Consider the following 14473-nt stretch of genomic DNA (forward strand, 5'->3'; position numbering starts at 1 on the left):
TCGTGCACCCCGCCACTGACAACGGCCCCGACCGCCCTCGGCGGCCCCGCCCCGGAGCTGCGAGAATTCGTTCATGGCGGCGAAACCGGGGTCGGGAGCGGGGGAGTGGGCGAGGCACTGGCAGTACGCGGAGCTGCCCGACCTCGATCTGCTGCGTGCCCGGTACGTGCGCCACACCTTCCCGCGCCACAGCCACGAGGGCTATGTCTTCGGCACCATCAGCCGCGGGGTGGAGGACGTCGGGCTGCCGGGCGGCACCGTCCACGCAGGCCCCGGCACCGTGGTCATGATCAACCCGGAGGTTCCGCACACCGCCCGCGCGGGTGTGCCCGAGGGCTGGGTGTACGCGACGCTGTACCCGTCCGCGCAGGTCATCAACGACATCGCGGCCGATACGACGAGCCTGCGCGGCACGGTCGGATTCAGCGAGACCAGCGTCGTGGACCCGTACGCGGCCCGGCTGATCGGCGAGGTCCACCGGGCGGCCGAGGAGGGCAACGCACTCGCCGCCGACACGGTGCTGCGGGTCATGGTCACGCGGCTGCTCAGCCGGTACGGCAGCGCGCTGCCCGCCCCCGCGCCCCGCTCGGCCGGTGCGCGCGACGCGGCGCGGGCACGCGCGGTGCTGGAGGGCAGGATGGCGGCGCCGCCCACCCTGGAGGCGCTGGCGGCGGAGCTCGGCACCAGCCCGTTCGCGTTGCTGAGGGCCTTCAAGAAGCACTACGGGATGCCGCCGCACGCCTGGCTCACCGATGCCCGGGTACGCGCGGCGCGCCGGATGCTCGACGCGGGGACGGCGCCCGCGCAGGCGGCCGCCGAGGTCGGTTTCACCGACCAGCCGCACCTCAACCGTCACTTCACCCGGATCGTGGGAGTACCACCCGGCGCGTACCAGCGCGAACGTGCAAGAACGTACAAGACCGGTCCCGAACTGCCCACGTAGCGTTCCGGTTGTGGCAGAACAGACAACACTCCCAGAGGGCGTCGGCGGATCGGCCGACGCACCCCACGGCACCGCGACCGGCCCCGGAGCACGGTCGGACGCGACGGTGACGAAGCCGGACGCGACGGTGACGAAGCCGGACGCGGCCGTGACGAAGCCGGATGCGGCCGTCGTACGCGATGCGCTCGGGGTCGGCATAGCCGTCGGGCTCTCCGGCTTCGCCTTCGGCGTGACCTCGGCCGGTTCCGGACTGAGCCTGCTGCAGACCTGCGCGCTCAGCCTCGCCGTCTTCACCGGCGCCTCGCAGTTCGCCCTCGTCGGGGCCCTCGCCGCGGGCGGCAACCCGTACACCGCGGCTGCCGGGGCCTTCTTCCTCGGCGTACGCAACTCGTTCTACGGCCTGCGGCTCTCGCAGCTGCTCGCGCTGCCGCGGGCGCTCCGCCCCTTCGCCGCCCAGTGGGTCATCGACGAGACGACCGCGGTGACCCTGCCGCAGCCGACCCGGCGGGCGGCACGCATCGGCTTCACCGTCACCGGGCTGACCCTCTACGTGCTGTGGAACCTGACCACGCTGCTGGGCGCCCTCGGCGCCGAGGCGCTCGGCGACACCGACACCTGGGGGCTGGACGCGGCATCGCCCGCGGTCTTCCTCGCCCTGCTCGCCCCGATGCTGAAGAGCACCACCGAACGCGTCACCGCCGCGATCGCCGTACTGCTCGCGCTCGGCCTGCTGCCCGTGCTGCCCGCGGGCGTCCCCGTCCTGCTGTCCGCGCTCGCCGCGCCCGCCGTCCTCTTCCTGAGCGGACGCCGCAAGGGCACGGGCGGGGCAACGGCCACCACGGAGGAGAACCGATGAACGTCTGGATCGCCATCGCGCTGACCGCCGTCGGCTGCTACCTCGCCAAACTGCTCGGACTGCTGGTGCCCGCCGGGGTGCTGGAACGCCCGCTCGCCCAGCGCCTCGCCGCGCTCCTGCCCGTGGCGCTCCTGGCCGCACTCACCGCGCAGCAGACCTTCGGCGACGGGCAGCACCTGGCGCTGGACGCCAGGGGCGCAGGGCTCGCCGCGGCGGCGCTCGCGCTGGTCCTGCGCGCGCCCTTCCTCGTGGTCGTGGGCTCCGCCGTGGCCGTCACCGCAGGAGTACGTGCCCTCGGCTAGGGCCTGTCCCGTCTCAGTGCACCGCCGGCGGGGTCTCCGCCATGCCCAGCCGTGCCGCGTCCCGCTCCGGACACAGGAAGCACACGGCGAGCACACCGGCCGCCGCGACCAGCCCGGCCATCAGCAGATACGCCGAGCGGTAGCCGGCGGGCACGGAGGCGTCCGCATCCACCATCCGGCCCGTGACCAGCGGCGAGAGGATTCCGGCGAGTGCGTAGACGAAGGCCAGCGCACCCAGCACCACTCCGCGCTGCCCGGCGGGCGTGATCCTGGCGACGGCCGTCTGCGAGACGGTGAGGATCACATTCGTCAGCGCCATCGGACCGACCATCAGCGCGATCTTCAAACCTACGGAGTCCACCTCAGCGAACACCGCGATCGACAGGGCGGCCACGCACATCAGGAGACCACCGCCGAGCCCCGCCGGAAGCCGGGGCGCGGTTCCCCTGCGGGAGGCCCGCCGAGCCAGCAGGCCGTGCGCCAGCAGCACCACGGCGTTCCCGACGGCGGTGGCCGTCACCACCGCTCCCGACTGTTTCGTGGTCAGCCCCGAAACCTCGTGCAGATAGTCGGGCGCCCAGGTCAGCCCCGCCGAGAGCAGCCAGTAGGCGGCGAACGCGCCGAAGGCCGCCGTCAGCCAGGTGCCGGAGAACAGCAGCCGCGTCGCCCGCACCTGCGGGCTGCCGCCCGGACCGCACGTCCTGGACGACGTACTCCTCGAATTCCACCTGTCCCGCCCAGGCCCCAGCAGCCACCGCATCGCCGCCCTGCTGGACCCCGTGGCGGGCCGCCCCGAACTGCTGCGGACCGTCCGCACCCACCTGGCACAGCACCAGGACGCCTCACCGCGGCTCTGCTGGGGCTGCACCCCAACACCGTCGACAACCGCCTCGCCAGGCTCACCGAGCTGACCGGCCTCGACCCGTCGTCACCACGCGGCGCCGCGCTCGCCATCGCGGCCCTGCTGCTGCGCGACACCGCCGCCCGGCCCGACGGAGCGCCCGCAGCCGGCTGACCGGCACCCGCACCGGCCACGGGGGGCTCAGCCGAGGCCGCGTCCGTGGGCGCGCAGAGTCAGGAGGGCCTTGAGCGTCACGATGGGCCGCCCCTCCAGCGCCGTCCCCGGCGCCCACTGCCGCCAGTTCACCGGCCAGCCGCCGTCCGCCTGCTGCTCGGCCGCGAGATGGTCGAGCGAGCGGGACAGCTCCTCGTCGGTGAACCAGTGACGGGCGAGCGACTCGGGCGTACGGGCGTAGTCGTACGGGAAATGCTGCTCACCCGGCGCGTATCCGGCCGCTACGGGGTACTCGGCGCGCCGCTCCGGATCCAGTACCGCGAGCCGCTGGTCCCGCACCAGCCGCCCGAGCCGGTCGGCCACCGTTTGAGCCCGCGCCCGGTCCGGAGCGCCGTCCAGAAAGGCGATCGCCGCCTCGATCTCGTAGGGATGTGACTGCTCCAGGGCGTCCACCGCCGCCCAGCAGAAATCGGTGGCCCGGAAGAGCCAGGCGTGCCACACCGCGTTGCGGTGCAGGAGCCCGACAACGGGGCCGGTGGTCAGCAGCTCGGCGGGAGGATCGTCGACGATCGGGATGAACGGCGCGGCGGGATAGCCGCGCTGCGTCGGCAGGAGAGCGGGCAGCGCGCCCTCCTTGGTCGACACCTCGGTGAGAAAGCGGCAGATCCGCTCCACCCGCAGTCCGTCGCAGCGCCCGATGGAGTCCAGCACACTGAGCGCGTGCGCGGTGTGCAGTGGCTGACTGACGGGGCCGCGCAGATCGGGTTCGAGCGCGTGCCCGTAGCCGCCGTCCTCGTTCAGGTAGGCGGCGAGTGCGGTTTCCACGGCGTCCGCACTTCCTTCCAGGAAGTGATGAGCGAACCGCCGCTGTTCCAGGACACGGGCCGTGAGCCAGATGAACTGCTCGGCACGATTGAGGGGACTTGTTCCGGTTCCAGCCATGGACCGACCGTAGGGCGGTAAGCGCTCTCGGCAAGACGTAGCGGTCCGGCTGCACTCTCAGGAGCGCGATACTGAGGTCATGCGGTTGACGATTTTCTGGGAACGGATGGCGGACCACTTCGGCGCGGGGTACGCCGACTCCTTCGCGCGCGATCATGTGATGGCCGAGCTCGGCGGGCAGACCGTGCACCAGGCACTGGCCGCGGGCTGGGAGACCAGGGACGTCTGGCGCGGAGTCTGCACGGCGGTCGGGATCCCCGAGGACAAGCGCTGAATCAGGCCCGCCCGCGGCCGGACCTGCACCGATTCCCGGCCCCGTCAGCTGACGGACCTGTGCCGTTGTCCGGGGTGGGCGGTTGGCTTTCACCGCCGTAGGCGAGACTGGAACCGTGGCACCGACAGACGAGACAGCACAGACCCAGCCGCCTTCCACATCCGTCCCGCCGGCCGCGCCACTCGCCGCGCCCGCCGGCGCCGGGCCGGTACGCATGCCCGCGTGGCTGCCGCGTGCCATGGTGCTCGCCCTGGCGCTCTACGCCTGCTACCGGCTCGGCAGCTGGGCGTTCGACCAGCTCATCGGGTTGCTGATCAATGTTCTGATCGCGTTCTTCCTGGCGCTCGCCATCGAGCCGGCGGTGAGCCGGATGTCGGCGCGCGGCATGCGCCGCGGCCTCGCCACCTTCCTGGTCTTCCTCGGGGTGCTGATCGCCGGGGTGGGCTTCGTCGTGCTGCTCGGCTCGATGCTTGCGGGCCAGATCGTCGACATGGTCGAGGAGTTCCCGAAGTATCTGGACTCGGTGATCAACTGGGTCAACCAGACCTTCCACACCGACCTCTCCAGGGTCGAGGTCCAGGACAGCGTGCTCCACTCCGACTGGCTGCAGAAGTACGTCCAGAACAGCGCGACCGGAGTGCTCGACATCTCCACCACCGTGCTCGGCGGGCTGTTCCGGCTGCTGACGATCTTCCTGTTCTCCTTCTACTTCGCGGCCGACGGTCCCAGGCTGCGGCGCGCCCTGTGCTCCGTGCTGCCGCCCGCCAGGCAGGCAGAGGTCCTGCGGGCCTGGGAGATCGCGGTCGACAAGACCGGCGGCTACCTCTACTCGCGCGGTCTGATGGCCCTGATCTCCGGGATCGCGCACTACATCCTGCTGATGATCCTCGGCGTTCCGTACGCGCCCGCGCTGGCCGTCTGGGTCGGGCTGGTCTCCCAGTTCATCCCCACGATCGGCACGTACCTGGCAGGCGCCCTGCCGATGCTGATCGCGTTCACCGTCGACCCCTGGTACGCGGTGTGGGTGCTCGGCTTCGTCGTGATCTACCAGCAGTTCGAGAACTACGCCCTGCAGCCCAAGCTCACCTCCAGGACCGTCGACATCCATCCGGCGGTCGCCTTCGGGTCGGTCATCGCGGGCACGGCCCTGATGGGCGCCGTGGGCGCGCTGATCGCGATCCCGGCCGTCGCCACGCTCCAGGCTTTCCTCGGTGCGTACGTGAAGCGGTACGACGTGACGGACGACCCGCGGATGCACGGCCGGAGCCGCCGGCGTGGCGAGCCGGTGCTCACACGTCTGCGCAGTGCCTGGCGGGCCTCCGGCACCGACGGGGGCGAGGACGGAGCGGGCGGCGTCGGGGAGCGGGAGGAGCCGGGGCGCGCCTGACCGACCCGTCGGCAGGGCTGCCCGGGGCTGCTCGGGGGCCCTGCGCCCCGGGTCGCGCCGGCGGCCGGAGCCGCCATCTCCGGGTGTGGTCCGGGTGCGGACGGGCTCGGAGTGGTGCGCTTGACACCAAAATCGAACATCCATTCTCATGGGATTCCGGCCGGGTTTTCCCGGGCCCGACCGTGGAGTTGTCCACAGGCCGGGAGGACGTCGAGGCCCATTGTCAGTGGCAGGGGTTAGCGTCTTTGACGTGAAGCGATCGACTCAAGCAAATCGGGTGGAACCCATGGCAGGAACCGACCGCGAGAAGGCGCTGGACGCCGCACTCGCACAGATTGAACGGCAATTCGGCAAGGGCGCGGTGATGCGCCTCGGCGAGCGGCCGAACGAGCCCATCGAAGTGATCCCCACCGGGTCGACCGCCCTCGACGTGGCCCTCGGGGTCGGCGGCCTGCCGCGCGGCCGTGTGGTGGAGGTGTACGGACCGGAGTCCTCCGGCAAGACGACGCTGACGCTGCACGCCGTGGCGAACGCGCAGAAGCTCGGCGGCTCGGTCGCCTTCATCGACGCGGAGCACGCCCTCGACCCCGAGTATGCGAAGAAGCTCGGCGTCGACATCGACAGCCTCATCCTGTCCCAGCCGGACAATGGCGAGCAGGCCCTTGAGATCGTGGACATGCTGGTCCGCTCCGGCGCCCTCGACCTGATCGTCATCGACTCCGTCGCGGCGCTCGTGCCGCGTGCGGAGATCGAGGGCGAGATGGGCGACTCGCACGTGGGTCTGCAGGCCCGTCTGATGAGCCAGGCGCTCCGCAAGATCACCAGCGCGCTCAACCAGTCCAAGACCACTGCGATCTTCATCAACCAGCTCCGCGAGAAGATCGGTGTGATGTTCGGCTCGCCGGAGACCACGACCGGTGGCCGGGCGCTCAAGTTCTACGCCTCGGTGCGCCTCGACATCCGCCGGATCGAGACGCTGAAGGACGGCACCGAAGCCGTCGGCAACCGCACGCGGGTCAAGGTCGTCAAGAACAAGGTCTCGCCGCCCTTCAAGCAGGCCGAGTTCGACATCCTCTACGGCCAGGGCATCAGCCGCGAGGGCGGTCTGATCGACATGGGCGTGGAGCACGGCTTCGTCCGCAAGGCGGGCGCCTGGTACACCTACGAGGGCGACCAGCTCGGCCAGGGCAAGGAGAACGCCCGCAACTTCCTCAAGGACAACCCCGATCTCGCCAACGAGATCGAGAAGAAGATCCTGGAGAAGCTGGGCATCGGCGTCCGGCCCGAGGACAGCGCCGCCGAGTCCGGGGCGGACGCGGCAGCGGGTGGCGCGGCTCCGGCCGACAGCGCGAAGCCGGCGGCCGCTCCGGCCGGCAAGGCCAAGCCGGCCAAGACCGCGGCGGCCAAGAGCTAGGCCGTGACGCGTCGTACGGAGTGGCCGGTCAGCGCCACTGACCATCACACCGGTCCCGGCCAGGAATTGGCCGCCGGGCACATGGCCGAGTCCGAGGATGCGTACGAGCCGGAGACCGGTCCCGGTCGCGGCCAGGGCTCGGGCGCCGGATTCGGCGAGGGGGCGGGTCGCCGTGCCCGCTCCCGCACCAGGAGCAGCGGTTCCCCCTCCTCGTCGAGGGCCGAGAAGGGGGAGCCGCGAGACCCGGTCGAGCAGGCGCGCAACATCTGCCTGCGGCTGCTCACCGGGACCCCGCGCACCAGGAAGCAGCTCGCGGACGCCCTGCGTAAACGGGAGATCCCGGACGAGGCGGCCGAGGAAGTGCTCTCGCGCTTCGAGGACGTCGGATTGATCGACGATGCGGCGTTCGCGGGCGCCTGGGTGGAGTCCCGTCATCACGGACGCGGACTGGCCCGCCGCGCTCTCGTCCGTGAGCTGCGCACCAAGGGGGTGGACTCCACGCTGATCGACGAGGCCGTCGGGCAGCTGGACTCCGAGCAGGAGGGGGCGACCGCCCGCGAGCTGGTCGCGCGCAAGCTGCGCTCCACTCGCGGCCTGGACCGCGACAAGCGGCTGCGCCGCCTCGCGGGCATGCTCGCGCGCAAGGGGTACGGGGAGGGCATGGCCCTGCGCGTCGTGCGGCAGGCACTGGAGGAAGAGGGCGAGGACACGGAAGGGCTGGACGAGCCCTTCTGACCGGGATCGTAGCGGGCGGCGGACATGCGGGGGCTCCCGGGGAAGCGCCGGACGCAGGGGCGGACAGCACGGGGCGGCGAGGCGTTGAGTGCCGGGGGGAGAGAGCCGTGTGGCGGGCAGTTCCTCGGGTACGGCCGCCAAGGGGCAGACGAGTTACGGGGGAGGCGCGTTGATCACTGCCCGGCGTGGGCGGCGCGGATGATGGTGGCGTCGATCAGGGCGAGCGCATCCGCGGCGGTGCGGCCGGGGCAGCGGTTCCAGGGCCCGATCAGCCCGGTCCAGCCCCGGGAGCGGAGCTCGGCGACGAGCCAGGCGCCGGCCCGGTCCACGGTGGCGAGGGAGCCGTAGCCCAGCCGGTGCGCGGTGAGGAGGGCGCCGCAGATGCACCGTGCACCACGGGCGTTGCGGAGCTGGTACGGGGTGTTCTGCCAGCCCCATTCGGTCAGGATCTGCCTCGCGTAGGCGAGATGCGTGGAGGGCCGCACCTCGGGCTGGCCGATGCGGCGCCAGGAGTGGAGCCGGTCCGGGAGGACCGCGCCCAGGCGCCCGGGAAGCGGCCGCTCGCGCGGCGCGGTCGCGGGCAGGGCGCGGACGGAGTCGGCGATGAGCCGGTCGACCGGCACGGACAGCAGGTCGCGCCAGTCGGCGGGCCGGCGGTCGGGGAGTTGCTCCGCGACGCCGGGGGAGGACGGTAGTACCGGGGCGAGGGAGGACGGCCGCACGGGGTCGGGGGCCGTTGCCTCCCAACCGGTGATGATCTGCTGCCACGCCTCGGTGTCATGGAGACGAGCGGCCTGGGCGTCCAGCTGGTCGGGGGTGAGGGTGGGGGTCGGCATGGGTGCGAGGCCTCCGTCACATCGGTCCTTGGTGTTGAGGTGAATGTCCGTCGGCTACGGGGATCGCTCCACCGGAGCGTGGCGTTCGGGTGTGTCGGGGCGGATTCGGGGGAACGGCCGGCTGCATACGGGGGGCAGCCCCCCGCCCGAACACACAGGCACGCTGCAGTGTGCGGGCACCCATGCACAGAGCACTGTGTGACGCATGACGGAGCAGCCGCACACCCGGCCCCGCCCGGGACTCCGGCGCCGCCACCGACCGTGATCCCCAAGCGCGACCACAGAAGAGAGACGGACGCACGATGATGCTGCGCTATGCGTTACAGACGATCCGGGACCGCAAGGGAGGGTTCCTCGGCGCCTTCCTGGCTCTCCTGTGCGCCGCCGCCCTGAGCACCGCCTGCGGCACGCTCCTGGAGACCGGCCTGCGCGGAAGGATCGCCACCGAGCGTTACGCCGCCGCGCCGCTCGTGGTCTCCGCCGACCAGAACGTCCACCGCACCACGGTCAAGCACAAGGGCAAGGGAAAGACCAAGGTCAAGCACAAGGCGAAGCCGGTCGCCGAGCGTGCCTGGCTCCCCGCCACCGTCGCCGACCGGGTCGGTGACCTGGAAGGCGTGGGCCAGGTCGTACCCGAACTGACCTTCCTGGCCAGGCCCGTGGACCGGCCCGTCTCCCGTCCCTCGTACGGCCATTCCTGGGCCTCCGCCCCGCTCACTCCCTTCCGCCTCGTCTCGGGCCGTGCCCCTTCCGCCGGTGACGACGTGGTGATCGACCGGGCCCTCGCCGAAGAGAACGGCCTGAAGCCCGGGGACCGGCTCGTCGTCCAGTCCACCAGCGCTCCCCGCCCGTACCGCATCAGCGGCATCGCGGCCCCGGCCGGGCGGAGCGACCTCCGGCAGCAGACCTCGCTCTTCTTCTCCTCCACCGAGGCGGAGCGCCTCGCCGCCCGCCCCGGCCGGATCTCCGCTCTCGGCGTGACACCCGCGCCCGGCACCGACCTCGCGCAGCTGAAGCACCGGGTCGAGCAGGCGCTCAAGGGCACCTCCGCCCAGGTCGCCACCGGCGAGGCCCGGGGCCCCGTCGAATTCCTGGACGCCGCGGGAGCCCGGATCAAGCTGGTCTCCATGGGAGGCGCCATGGGCGGCACGTCCCTCCTGGTCGCGATCCTCGTCGTGGTCGGCACCTTCGCCCTCTCCATCCAGCAGCGCCACCGCGAACTGGCCCTTCTCCGCGCCATCGCCGCCACCCCGCGCCAGATCCGCCGTCTCCTCGGCCGTGAGGCCCTGGCAGTCGGAGCCGTGGCCGGTGTTCTCGGCGCGCTCGCCGGACTGCCCCTCGCCGGCTGGCTGCACGGTCGATTCATCGACATGGGTGCGGTTCCGGTCACTCTGGAACGCACCGCGGGCATCTTCCCGGCCTGCGCGGCGCTCGCCGTCACCCTTGTCGGCGCCTGGGCGGCGGCAAGGATCTCCGGCCGCCGTATCGCCCGCATCCGGCCCGCCGAGGCCATGGCCGAGTCCACCGTCGAGCGCGGCCCGGCCCGGGGCCGGACCGTGGCGGGTCTGGTACTGCTCGCGGGCGGAGCCGCTCTCGTCGGGGTACTGAGCGTGCTGCGTACCGAGGCCGCCGCGACGCCGGTCACGTTCCTCACCGTCGTCGTATCGGCCACGGCCGTGTCACTGCTGGGGCCGTACCTGGTGAGGTTCGCGTCCGTGCTGCTCGCGGGGGTAATGCGGCTGGCGGGTCCGGGGGGACCTCTGGCGACCGCGAACATCCGCGGGAACACCGCCCGGATGGCTTCCGTCGTCACGCCGCTCACCCTGCTCATCGGGATGACCTGCACGGTCCTCTTCGTCCAGCCGACCCTCGGGGACGCCGCCCGCGCCCAGGCCCGCGACGGCGTCCGTGCCACCTGGGTGCTGGCCGCGCAGGGACCGGGTGTCCCGTCCGAGGCCGCCGGGGCGGTCCGCAGGACTCCGGGCGTCACGGCCGCCACGGAGGTCGTGCGGACCACCGTGCGCGTCGGCCTCGACAAGTACCAGGCCCAGGGCGTCACCCGGGCCGGTCTCACCCGCACCTGGGACCCGGACGTCACGAGCGGATCGCTCACCGCCTTCACCGGCGGCCGCGGCACCGCCGCGATCAGCGAACTCGCCGCCGACCGGCTCGGCCTGCGCCCCGGCAGTGTGCTGAGGCTCCACCTCGGCGACGGCACCCCCGCGACTCTCACCGTCGCCGCCGTCTACCGTCGCGGGCTGGGCTTCGGCGACCTGACACTGCCCCACGACCTGCTCGCCCGCCACATGGACAACCCGCTCGCCGCCACCGTCCTGATCGCCGGGTCCGGCAGCCGTGACGAACTCACCGCCGCGATCAGGCAGTTCCCCGGAGTCTCCGTCGTGTCGCCGGAGACCGCCGACCGGCTCCAGGCGGACCGGCAGCAGGAGAACGCGGCGGTCAATTACCTCGCCATGGGCCTGATCCTGGCCTTCACCGCCATCGCGGTCGTCAACACCCTCGCCATGTCCGTCTCCGAGCGCTTCCGGGAGTTCGCCATGCTCAGGCTGGCCGGCGCGACCCGGCGGCAGGTCCTGAGGATGCTCCGGGTCGAGGCCCTGTCGGTGCTGCTGATCGCCGCGGCCCTGGGCAGCGGAATCGCGCTGGCCGTGCTGACCGCCTTCAGCATCGGAATGACCGGCAGCGCGGCGCCCACCGTTCTGCCACTGCTGTACGCGACGGTGGTGGGCGCCGCCGCGCTGCTGGCACTGGCCGCCACCGCGCTGCCCGGCAGGCTCGCACTCAGGATCAGGCCGGTGGAGGCGGCCACGTCCAGGCAGTGACCCCCTCCGGCGGAATCAGGTTCCGGGGCCCTTCGACAGGACCCCGGAACCGGCCTGTCACTCCGGGCCATGCCCGGCACCCCGAGCCCGTCCGTTCAGACCTCGACCGGCAGCCCCGCGGCACGCCATGCCTGGAACCCGCCGATCAGGTCCGTCGCCCGGTCCAGCCCCAACTGCCGCAGGGACGCGACCGCGAGGCTCGACGCGTAACCCTCGTTGCAGACCACCACGATCCGCAGATCGTGGCTCACGGCCTGCGGGACCCGGTGGCTTCCCCGCGGGTCGAGCCGCCACTCCAGTTCGTTGCGCTCGACGACCAGCGCCCCAGGAATCAGCCCGTCCCGCTCCCGCAGCTCCGCGTAACGGATGTCCACGAGCAGCGCATCGTCCGCAGCGGCGGCGGCCGCCTCCCGCGGACCGACCCTGACGAACCCCGCCCGGACCCGCTCCAGCAGCTCGTCGATCCCGACCGGCTCCGTACCGCCCCGGCCAACGGCACTCAACTCCAGTCCTCCGGCCGCTCGACCTGTTCGAGGCGGAGCAGGTTCCCGGTGCGGCTGTAGCGCCGGATCCGCGGCAGCGGCGGGTAGTACGCGTGGACGGAGACGGCGTGCTCCGTGGCGCACTCGTTCAGCACCTCGTGGACGTGGTGGCGGCCGAACGCCCGGCCCTGGCCGGTGTCCAACTCCCGGGACCGGTCGATGCCTTCGGTGAGTTCGAGGGTCTTCCAGCCGTCGGTGGGCAGCCGGGCGGCCAGCGACAGCTCCTTGAGGGTGCCGGCCGCGGTGGTGAAGGCTCCGATCGAGTCGGCGTGGTCGTGCCAGCCGGTGCCGGTCCCCGGAGGCCAGCCGATCAGCCAGGCCTCGCTGCCGCCGGGGCCTTCGAGCTGGATCCAGGTGCGGCCCTCGGGATCGAGGGGGAGCGAGGCGACGATCCCGGCGTCGGTGGCGACGCGGCGGACGAAATGGAGCAGTTCCGCAGCCGTCGGACCGGAACCCTCGACGGAGGGGGACGTGTTCGCGGACGCGGGCCCGGACTCGGGCGCAGGCGTGGGTACGGGAAGCGAGGCAGGGGTGGACACGGAGACCGTCCTGAGGGTTCGCGCGGGTGCCCGTCCGTGCGGCAGCGCGCACGGCGGGGCGGGGGAAGGCGATTCAGCAGGACGGCCGACACACGCAGCCCGCATAGCGGACGAGGTCCATATGGACCCTCCGCCACAGGCGCACATCGGTGTCGGTCACGGTTCGGAGTACACCATGGACGCCCGCAGCGGTCAATTGATGCCCGCAGCCTGGTCGGAACGTACCGCGGCGCGCACCGCCCCGCCCCGTACCGCGTCCGCCGCCGCGAAGAGCTCCCGGGGCCGCACCCCGCCGAACGACGCGACGAGGTGCCCGTCCGGCCTGACCAGCAGCACGGTGTGGGCCGACGCCCCCGGGTAGCTCTCGGTCACGAGCAGCTCACCCTTCACCGGCAGCGCGTCGACGGCCGCGGCGAGGCGGGGCATGACGCCGGCGGTCATCCAGTGACGCCGGTCCCACACCCCCGTGCCGGGCGCCACCAGGACCACCAGCAGATTCCCCTGCCCCAGCCGCTCCCGGAGCCGCGCGGTCGTGCCGTCGGGCGCCGTCACCCGTACATCGGCCACCGGCGCACCGGGGGGCGTACTCACAGATGTGTGCGCCTCGGCGCGTGGGGGCGCAAGGGGCGAATGCGAGTACGAGGGGGGCGCACCGAGGGGGCCGCAGCCCAGATGTCCGTCGGTGAGCAGCGAATCGTGCCCCCGTGCGCTCCCCGGGACCAGGGTCCGCAGCCCCTTGCCGCCACGCAGTACCGGCAGCGACTGGTCCGCGGCGCGCAGCCGCGAGGCGACCGCGGCCCGGCGCTCGGCCTGGTAACTGTCGAGCAGCACGTCGGAGGCGCCGTGGTGCCAGTCCTGGGCCAGCTTCCAGGCCAGGTTCTCGGCGTCCCGCAGCCCCTCGTCGAGGCCCTGGGTGCCCAGCGCGCCCAGCAGATGCGCGGCGTCCCCGGCCAGGAAGGCCCGGTCGACCCGCCAGCGCAGGGCGAGCCGGTGGTGCAGCGTGTACACGCCCGTGTCCAGCAGCTCGTACGGCGGTGTCTCGCCGCACCAGCCCGCCAGGGTGTCCCGGACTCGGGTGATCAGGGCGTCCGGGGTGACCAGCTCGCCGCGCGGCGGCAGCAGCCAGTCCAACCGCCAGACACCGTCCGGCAGCGGACGCGCCGTCACCTCGGCGCCGCCGGTGCGCCACGGCGGCAGCCGGTGCAGCACGGCCTGCCCGGGCCAGGGAAGCTCGGTGCGCAGCGCCGCGACGGCATGCCGCTCCACCGCCGTACGACCGGGGAACCGGATGTCGAGCAGCTTGCGCACGGTGGACCTGGCGCCGTCGCAGCCCACCAGATAACTCCCCCGCCACCAGGTCGCGTTCGGCTCCCTGGTGTGCACGGTGACGCCGGTGGGGTCCTGCTCCAGCGTGTCGATCCGGCTGTACGGGGCCACCCGCACCAGCTCCTGCGCGGCCACCGCGTCCCGCAGCCCGCGCGTCAGGACGTGCTGTGGCAGATGGACGGGGGCCGACGACGGATCGCCCTCGGGGGAGTCCTCGCCGAGCGGCAGCTCACGCACCAGCTGCCTGCGCCGCATCGACCGCCACCCGGACCACCGCATCCCCTCGTGCCGGAGCGCCTTGCACCCCAGCCGCTCCACCATGGCCGCGGTGTCCTCGCGCAGCACCACGGTGCGGGCGGGGCGTGTCTCGTCCTTGCCCGGGTCCTCGTCGAGCAGGACGGAGGGAACGCCTTGCGCCGCCAGGACGAGCGACAGCGCCAGACCGACGGGCCCGGCGCCGACGACGATCACCGGGTCCACGGGGCGGCTCCTCGAATCCGTGCGAACGAGGCCGAGGGC

Annotated in this window: 17 protein-coding genes; 10 read left to right on the plus strand and 7 right to left on the minus strand. The window is 72.6% G+C overall.

From position 1 onward, the window contains the following. The first annotated feature begins 73 nt into the window (after window positions 1-73). From BT364_RS30040 to BT364_RS30050, 3 genes are read left to right on the plus strand one after another with little or no spacing between them, the layout of a single operon-like run. A complete protein-coding gene (locus tag BT364_RS30040) occupies window positions 74-943 on the plus strand; it encodes an AraC family transcriptional regulator (RefSeq protein ID WP_072488386.1) in 870 nt (289 codons plus the stop codon). A gap of 10 nt (window positions 944-953) precedes the next feature. Next, the gene (locus BT364_RS30045; RefSeq protein WP_371268663.1) at window positions 954-1799 is read left to right on the plus strand and encodes an AzlC family ABC transporter permease; all 846 of its coding nucleotides are present in this window, start codon (window positions 954-956) and stop codon (window positions 1797-1799) included. Further along, complete coding sequence (locus tag BT364_RS30050) at window positions 1796-2101, plus strand: AzlD domain-containing protein (protein WP_072488388.1); 306 nt, start codon at window positions 1796-1798, stop codon at window positions 2099-2101. The genes BT364_RS30045 and BT364_RS30050 overlap by 4 nt, the downstream gene beginning before the upstream one ends. Window positions 2102-2114: 13 nt before the next feature. Here BT364_RS30050 and BT364_RS30055 read toward each other — a convergent pair whose 3' ends face one another. Further along, entirely contained in the window at window positions 2115-2861 is a 747-nt protein-coding gene (locus tag BT364_RS30055; RefSeq protein WP_072488389.1) for an MFS transporter, read from the minus strand. Between BT364_RS30055 and BT364_RS39425 the strand changes: the two genes are divergently transcribed. Together BT364_RS39425 and BT364_RS43435 are read left to right on the plus strand one after the other, a co-directional pair. After that, a complete protein-coding gene (locus tag BT364_RS39425) occupies window positions 2743-3012 on the plus strand; it encodes a hypothetical protein (RefSeq protein ID WP_256260280.1) in 270 nt (89 codons plus the stop codon). The genes BT364_RS30055 and BT364_RS39425 overlap by 119 nt on opposite strands. After that, complete coding sequence (locus tag BT364_RS43435) at window positions 2964-3116, plus strand: helix-turn-helix domain-containing protein (protein WP_256260279.1); 153 nt, start codon at window positions 2964-2966, stop codon at window positions 3114-3116. The genes BT364_RS39425 and BT364_RS43435 overlap by 49 nt, the downstream gene beginning before the upstream one ends. 27 nt (window positions 3117-3143) lie before the next feature. On the opposite strand, the gene BT364_RS30065 is transcribed toward BT364_RS43435, so the two are convergent. Beyond that, a complete protein-coding gene (locus BT364_RS30065; RefSeq protein WP_072488390.1) occupies window positions 3144-4058 on the minus strand; it encodes a hypothetical protein in 915 nt (304 codons plus the stop codon). Window positions 4059-4137: 79 nt separating this feature from the next. Here BT364_RS30065 and BT364_RS30070 point away from each other — a divergent pair, with 79 nt between their 5' ends. From BT364_RS30070 to recX, 4 genes are all read left to right on the plus strand, one after another. Next, window positions 4138-4332, plus strand: coding sequence for a DUF3046 domain-containing protein (locus BT364_RS30070; protein ID WP_072488391.1), 195 nt, complete (start codon window positions 4138-4140; stop codon window positions 4330-4332). A gap of 214 nt (window positions 4333-4546) precedes the next feature. Continuing rightward, complete coding sequence (locus BT364_RS30075; RefSeq protein WP_072488392.1) at window positions 4547-5719, plus strand: AI-2E family transporter; 1173 nt, start codon at window positions 4547-4549, stop codon at window positions 5717-5719. A gap of 286 nt (window positions 5720-6005) precedes the next feature. Then, the gene (gene recA / locus BT364_RS30080) at window positions 6006-7133 is read left to right on the plus strand and encodes a recombinase RecA (RefSeq protein WP_072488393.1); all 1128 of its coding nucleotides are present in this window, start codon (window positions 6006-6008) and stop codon (window positions 7131-7133) included. 3 nt (window positions 7134-7136) lie between these two features. Beyond that, a complete protein-coding gene (gene recX, locus BT364_RS30085; protein WP_072488394.1) occupies window positions 7137-7868 on the plus strand; it encodes a recombination regulator RecX in 732 nt (243 codons plus the stop codon). Between the two features lie 173 nt (window positions 7869-8041). On the opposite strand, the gene BT364_RS30090 is transcribed toward recX, so the two are convergent. Beyond that, a complete protein-coding gene (locus BT364_RS30090) occupies window positions 8042-8704 on the minus strand; it encodes a DUF6197 family protein (protein WP_072488395.1) in 663 nt (220 codons plus the stop codon). A 302-nt stretch (window positions 8705-9006) separates the two neighbouring features. Between BT364_RS30090 and BT364_RS30095 the strand changes: the two genes are divergently transcribed. After that, window positions 9007-11547: an FtsX-like permease family protein gene (locus BT364_RS30095; protein ID WP_072488396.1), complete on the plus strand. Its 2541-nt coding sequence runs from the start codon at window positions 9007-9009 to the stop codon at window positions 11545-11547. Between the two features lie 95 nt (window positions 11548-11642). On the opposite strand, the gene BT364_RS30100 is transcribed toward BT364_RS30095, so the two are convergent. The 4 genes from BT364_RS30100 to BT364_RS30110 all read right to left on the minus strand — a co-directional run bounded on the left by BT364_RS30100 (window position 11643) and on the right by BT364_RS30110 (window position 14434). Continuing rightward, window positions 11643-12050 carry a rhodanese-like domain-containing protein gene (locus BT364_RS30100; protein ID WP_072488397.1) on the minus strand — a complete coding sequence of 136 codons (408 nt, stop codon included), beginning with the start codon at window positions 12048-12050 and terminating at the stop codon, window positions 11643-11645. Next, on the minus strand, window positions 12047-12628 hold the full coding sequence (locus BT364_RS30105) for a cupin domain-containing protein (RefSeq protein ID WP_072488398.1): 582 nt from the start codon (window positions 12626-12628) through the stop codon (window positions 12047-12049). Before BT364_RS30105 ends, BT364_RS30100 begins: the two co-directional genes overlap by 4 nt. Before the next feature lie 73 nt (window positions 12629-12701). Beyond that, window positions 12702-12788: a putative leader peptide gene (locus tag BT364_RS44380; RefSeq protein ID WP_311605579.1), complete on the minus strand. Its 87-nt coding sequence runs from the start codon at window positions 12786-12788 to the stop codon at window positions 12702-12704. Between the two features lie 32 nt (window positions 12789-12820). Next, window positions 12821-14434, minus strand: coding sequence for an FAD-dependent monooxygenase (locus BT364_RS30110; RefSeq protein ID WP_072488399.1), 1614 nt, complete (start codon window positions 14432-14434; stop codon window positions 12821-12823). Window positions 14435-14473: the final 39 nt, after the last annotated feature.

Origin of the sequence: Streptomyces atratus (genome assembly GCF_900119365.1) — a bacterium.
GTDB lineage: Bacteria > Actinomycetota > Actinomycetes > Streptomycetales > Streptomycetaceae > Streptomyces > Streptomyces atratus_B.

What these genes read in the sequence shown, in the direction of transcription:
- BT364_RS30040 (WP_072488386.1), top strand. Translation starts at nt 74, where the DNA reads ATGGCGGCGAAACCGGGGTCGGGAGCGGGGGAGTGGGCGAGGCACTGG.
- BT364_RS30050 (WP_072488388.1), top strand. Translation starts at nt 1,796, where the DNA reads ATGAACGTCTGGATCGCCATCGCGCTGACCGCCGTCGGCTGCTACCTC.
- BT364_RS30055 (WP_072488389.1), bottom strand. Translation starts at nt 2,861, where the DNA reads ATGCGGTGGCTGCTGGGGCCTGGGCGGGACAGGTGGAATTCGAGGAGT.
- BT364_RS30065 (WP_072488390.1), bottom strand. Translation starts at nt 4,058, where the DNA reads ATGGCTGGAACCGGAACAAGTCCCCTCAATCGTGCCGAGCAGTTCATC.
- BT364_RS30070 (WP_072488391.1), top strand. Translation starts at nt 4,138, where the DNA reads ATGCGGTTGACGATTTTCTGGGAACGGATGGCGGACCACTTCGGCGCG.
- BT364_RS30075 (WP_072488392.1), top strand. Translation starts at nt 4,547, where the DNA reads ATGCCCGCGTGGCTGCCGCGTGCCATGGTGCTCGCCCTGGCGCTCTAC.
- recA (WP_072488393.1), top strand. Translation starts at nt 6,006, where the DNA reads ATGGCAGGAACCGACCGCGAGAAGGCGCTGGACGCCGCACTCGCACAG.
- BT364_RS30090 (WP_072488395.1), bottom strand. Translation starts at nt 8,704, where the DNA reads ATGCCGACCCCCACCCTCACCCCCGACCAGCTGGACGCCCAGGCCGCT.
- BT364_RS30095 (WP_072488396.1), top strand. Translation starts at nt 9,007, where the DNA reads ATGATGCTGCGCTATGCGTTACAGACGATCCGGGACCGCAAGGGAGGG.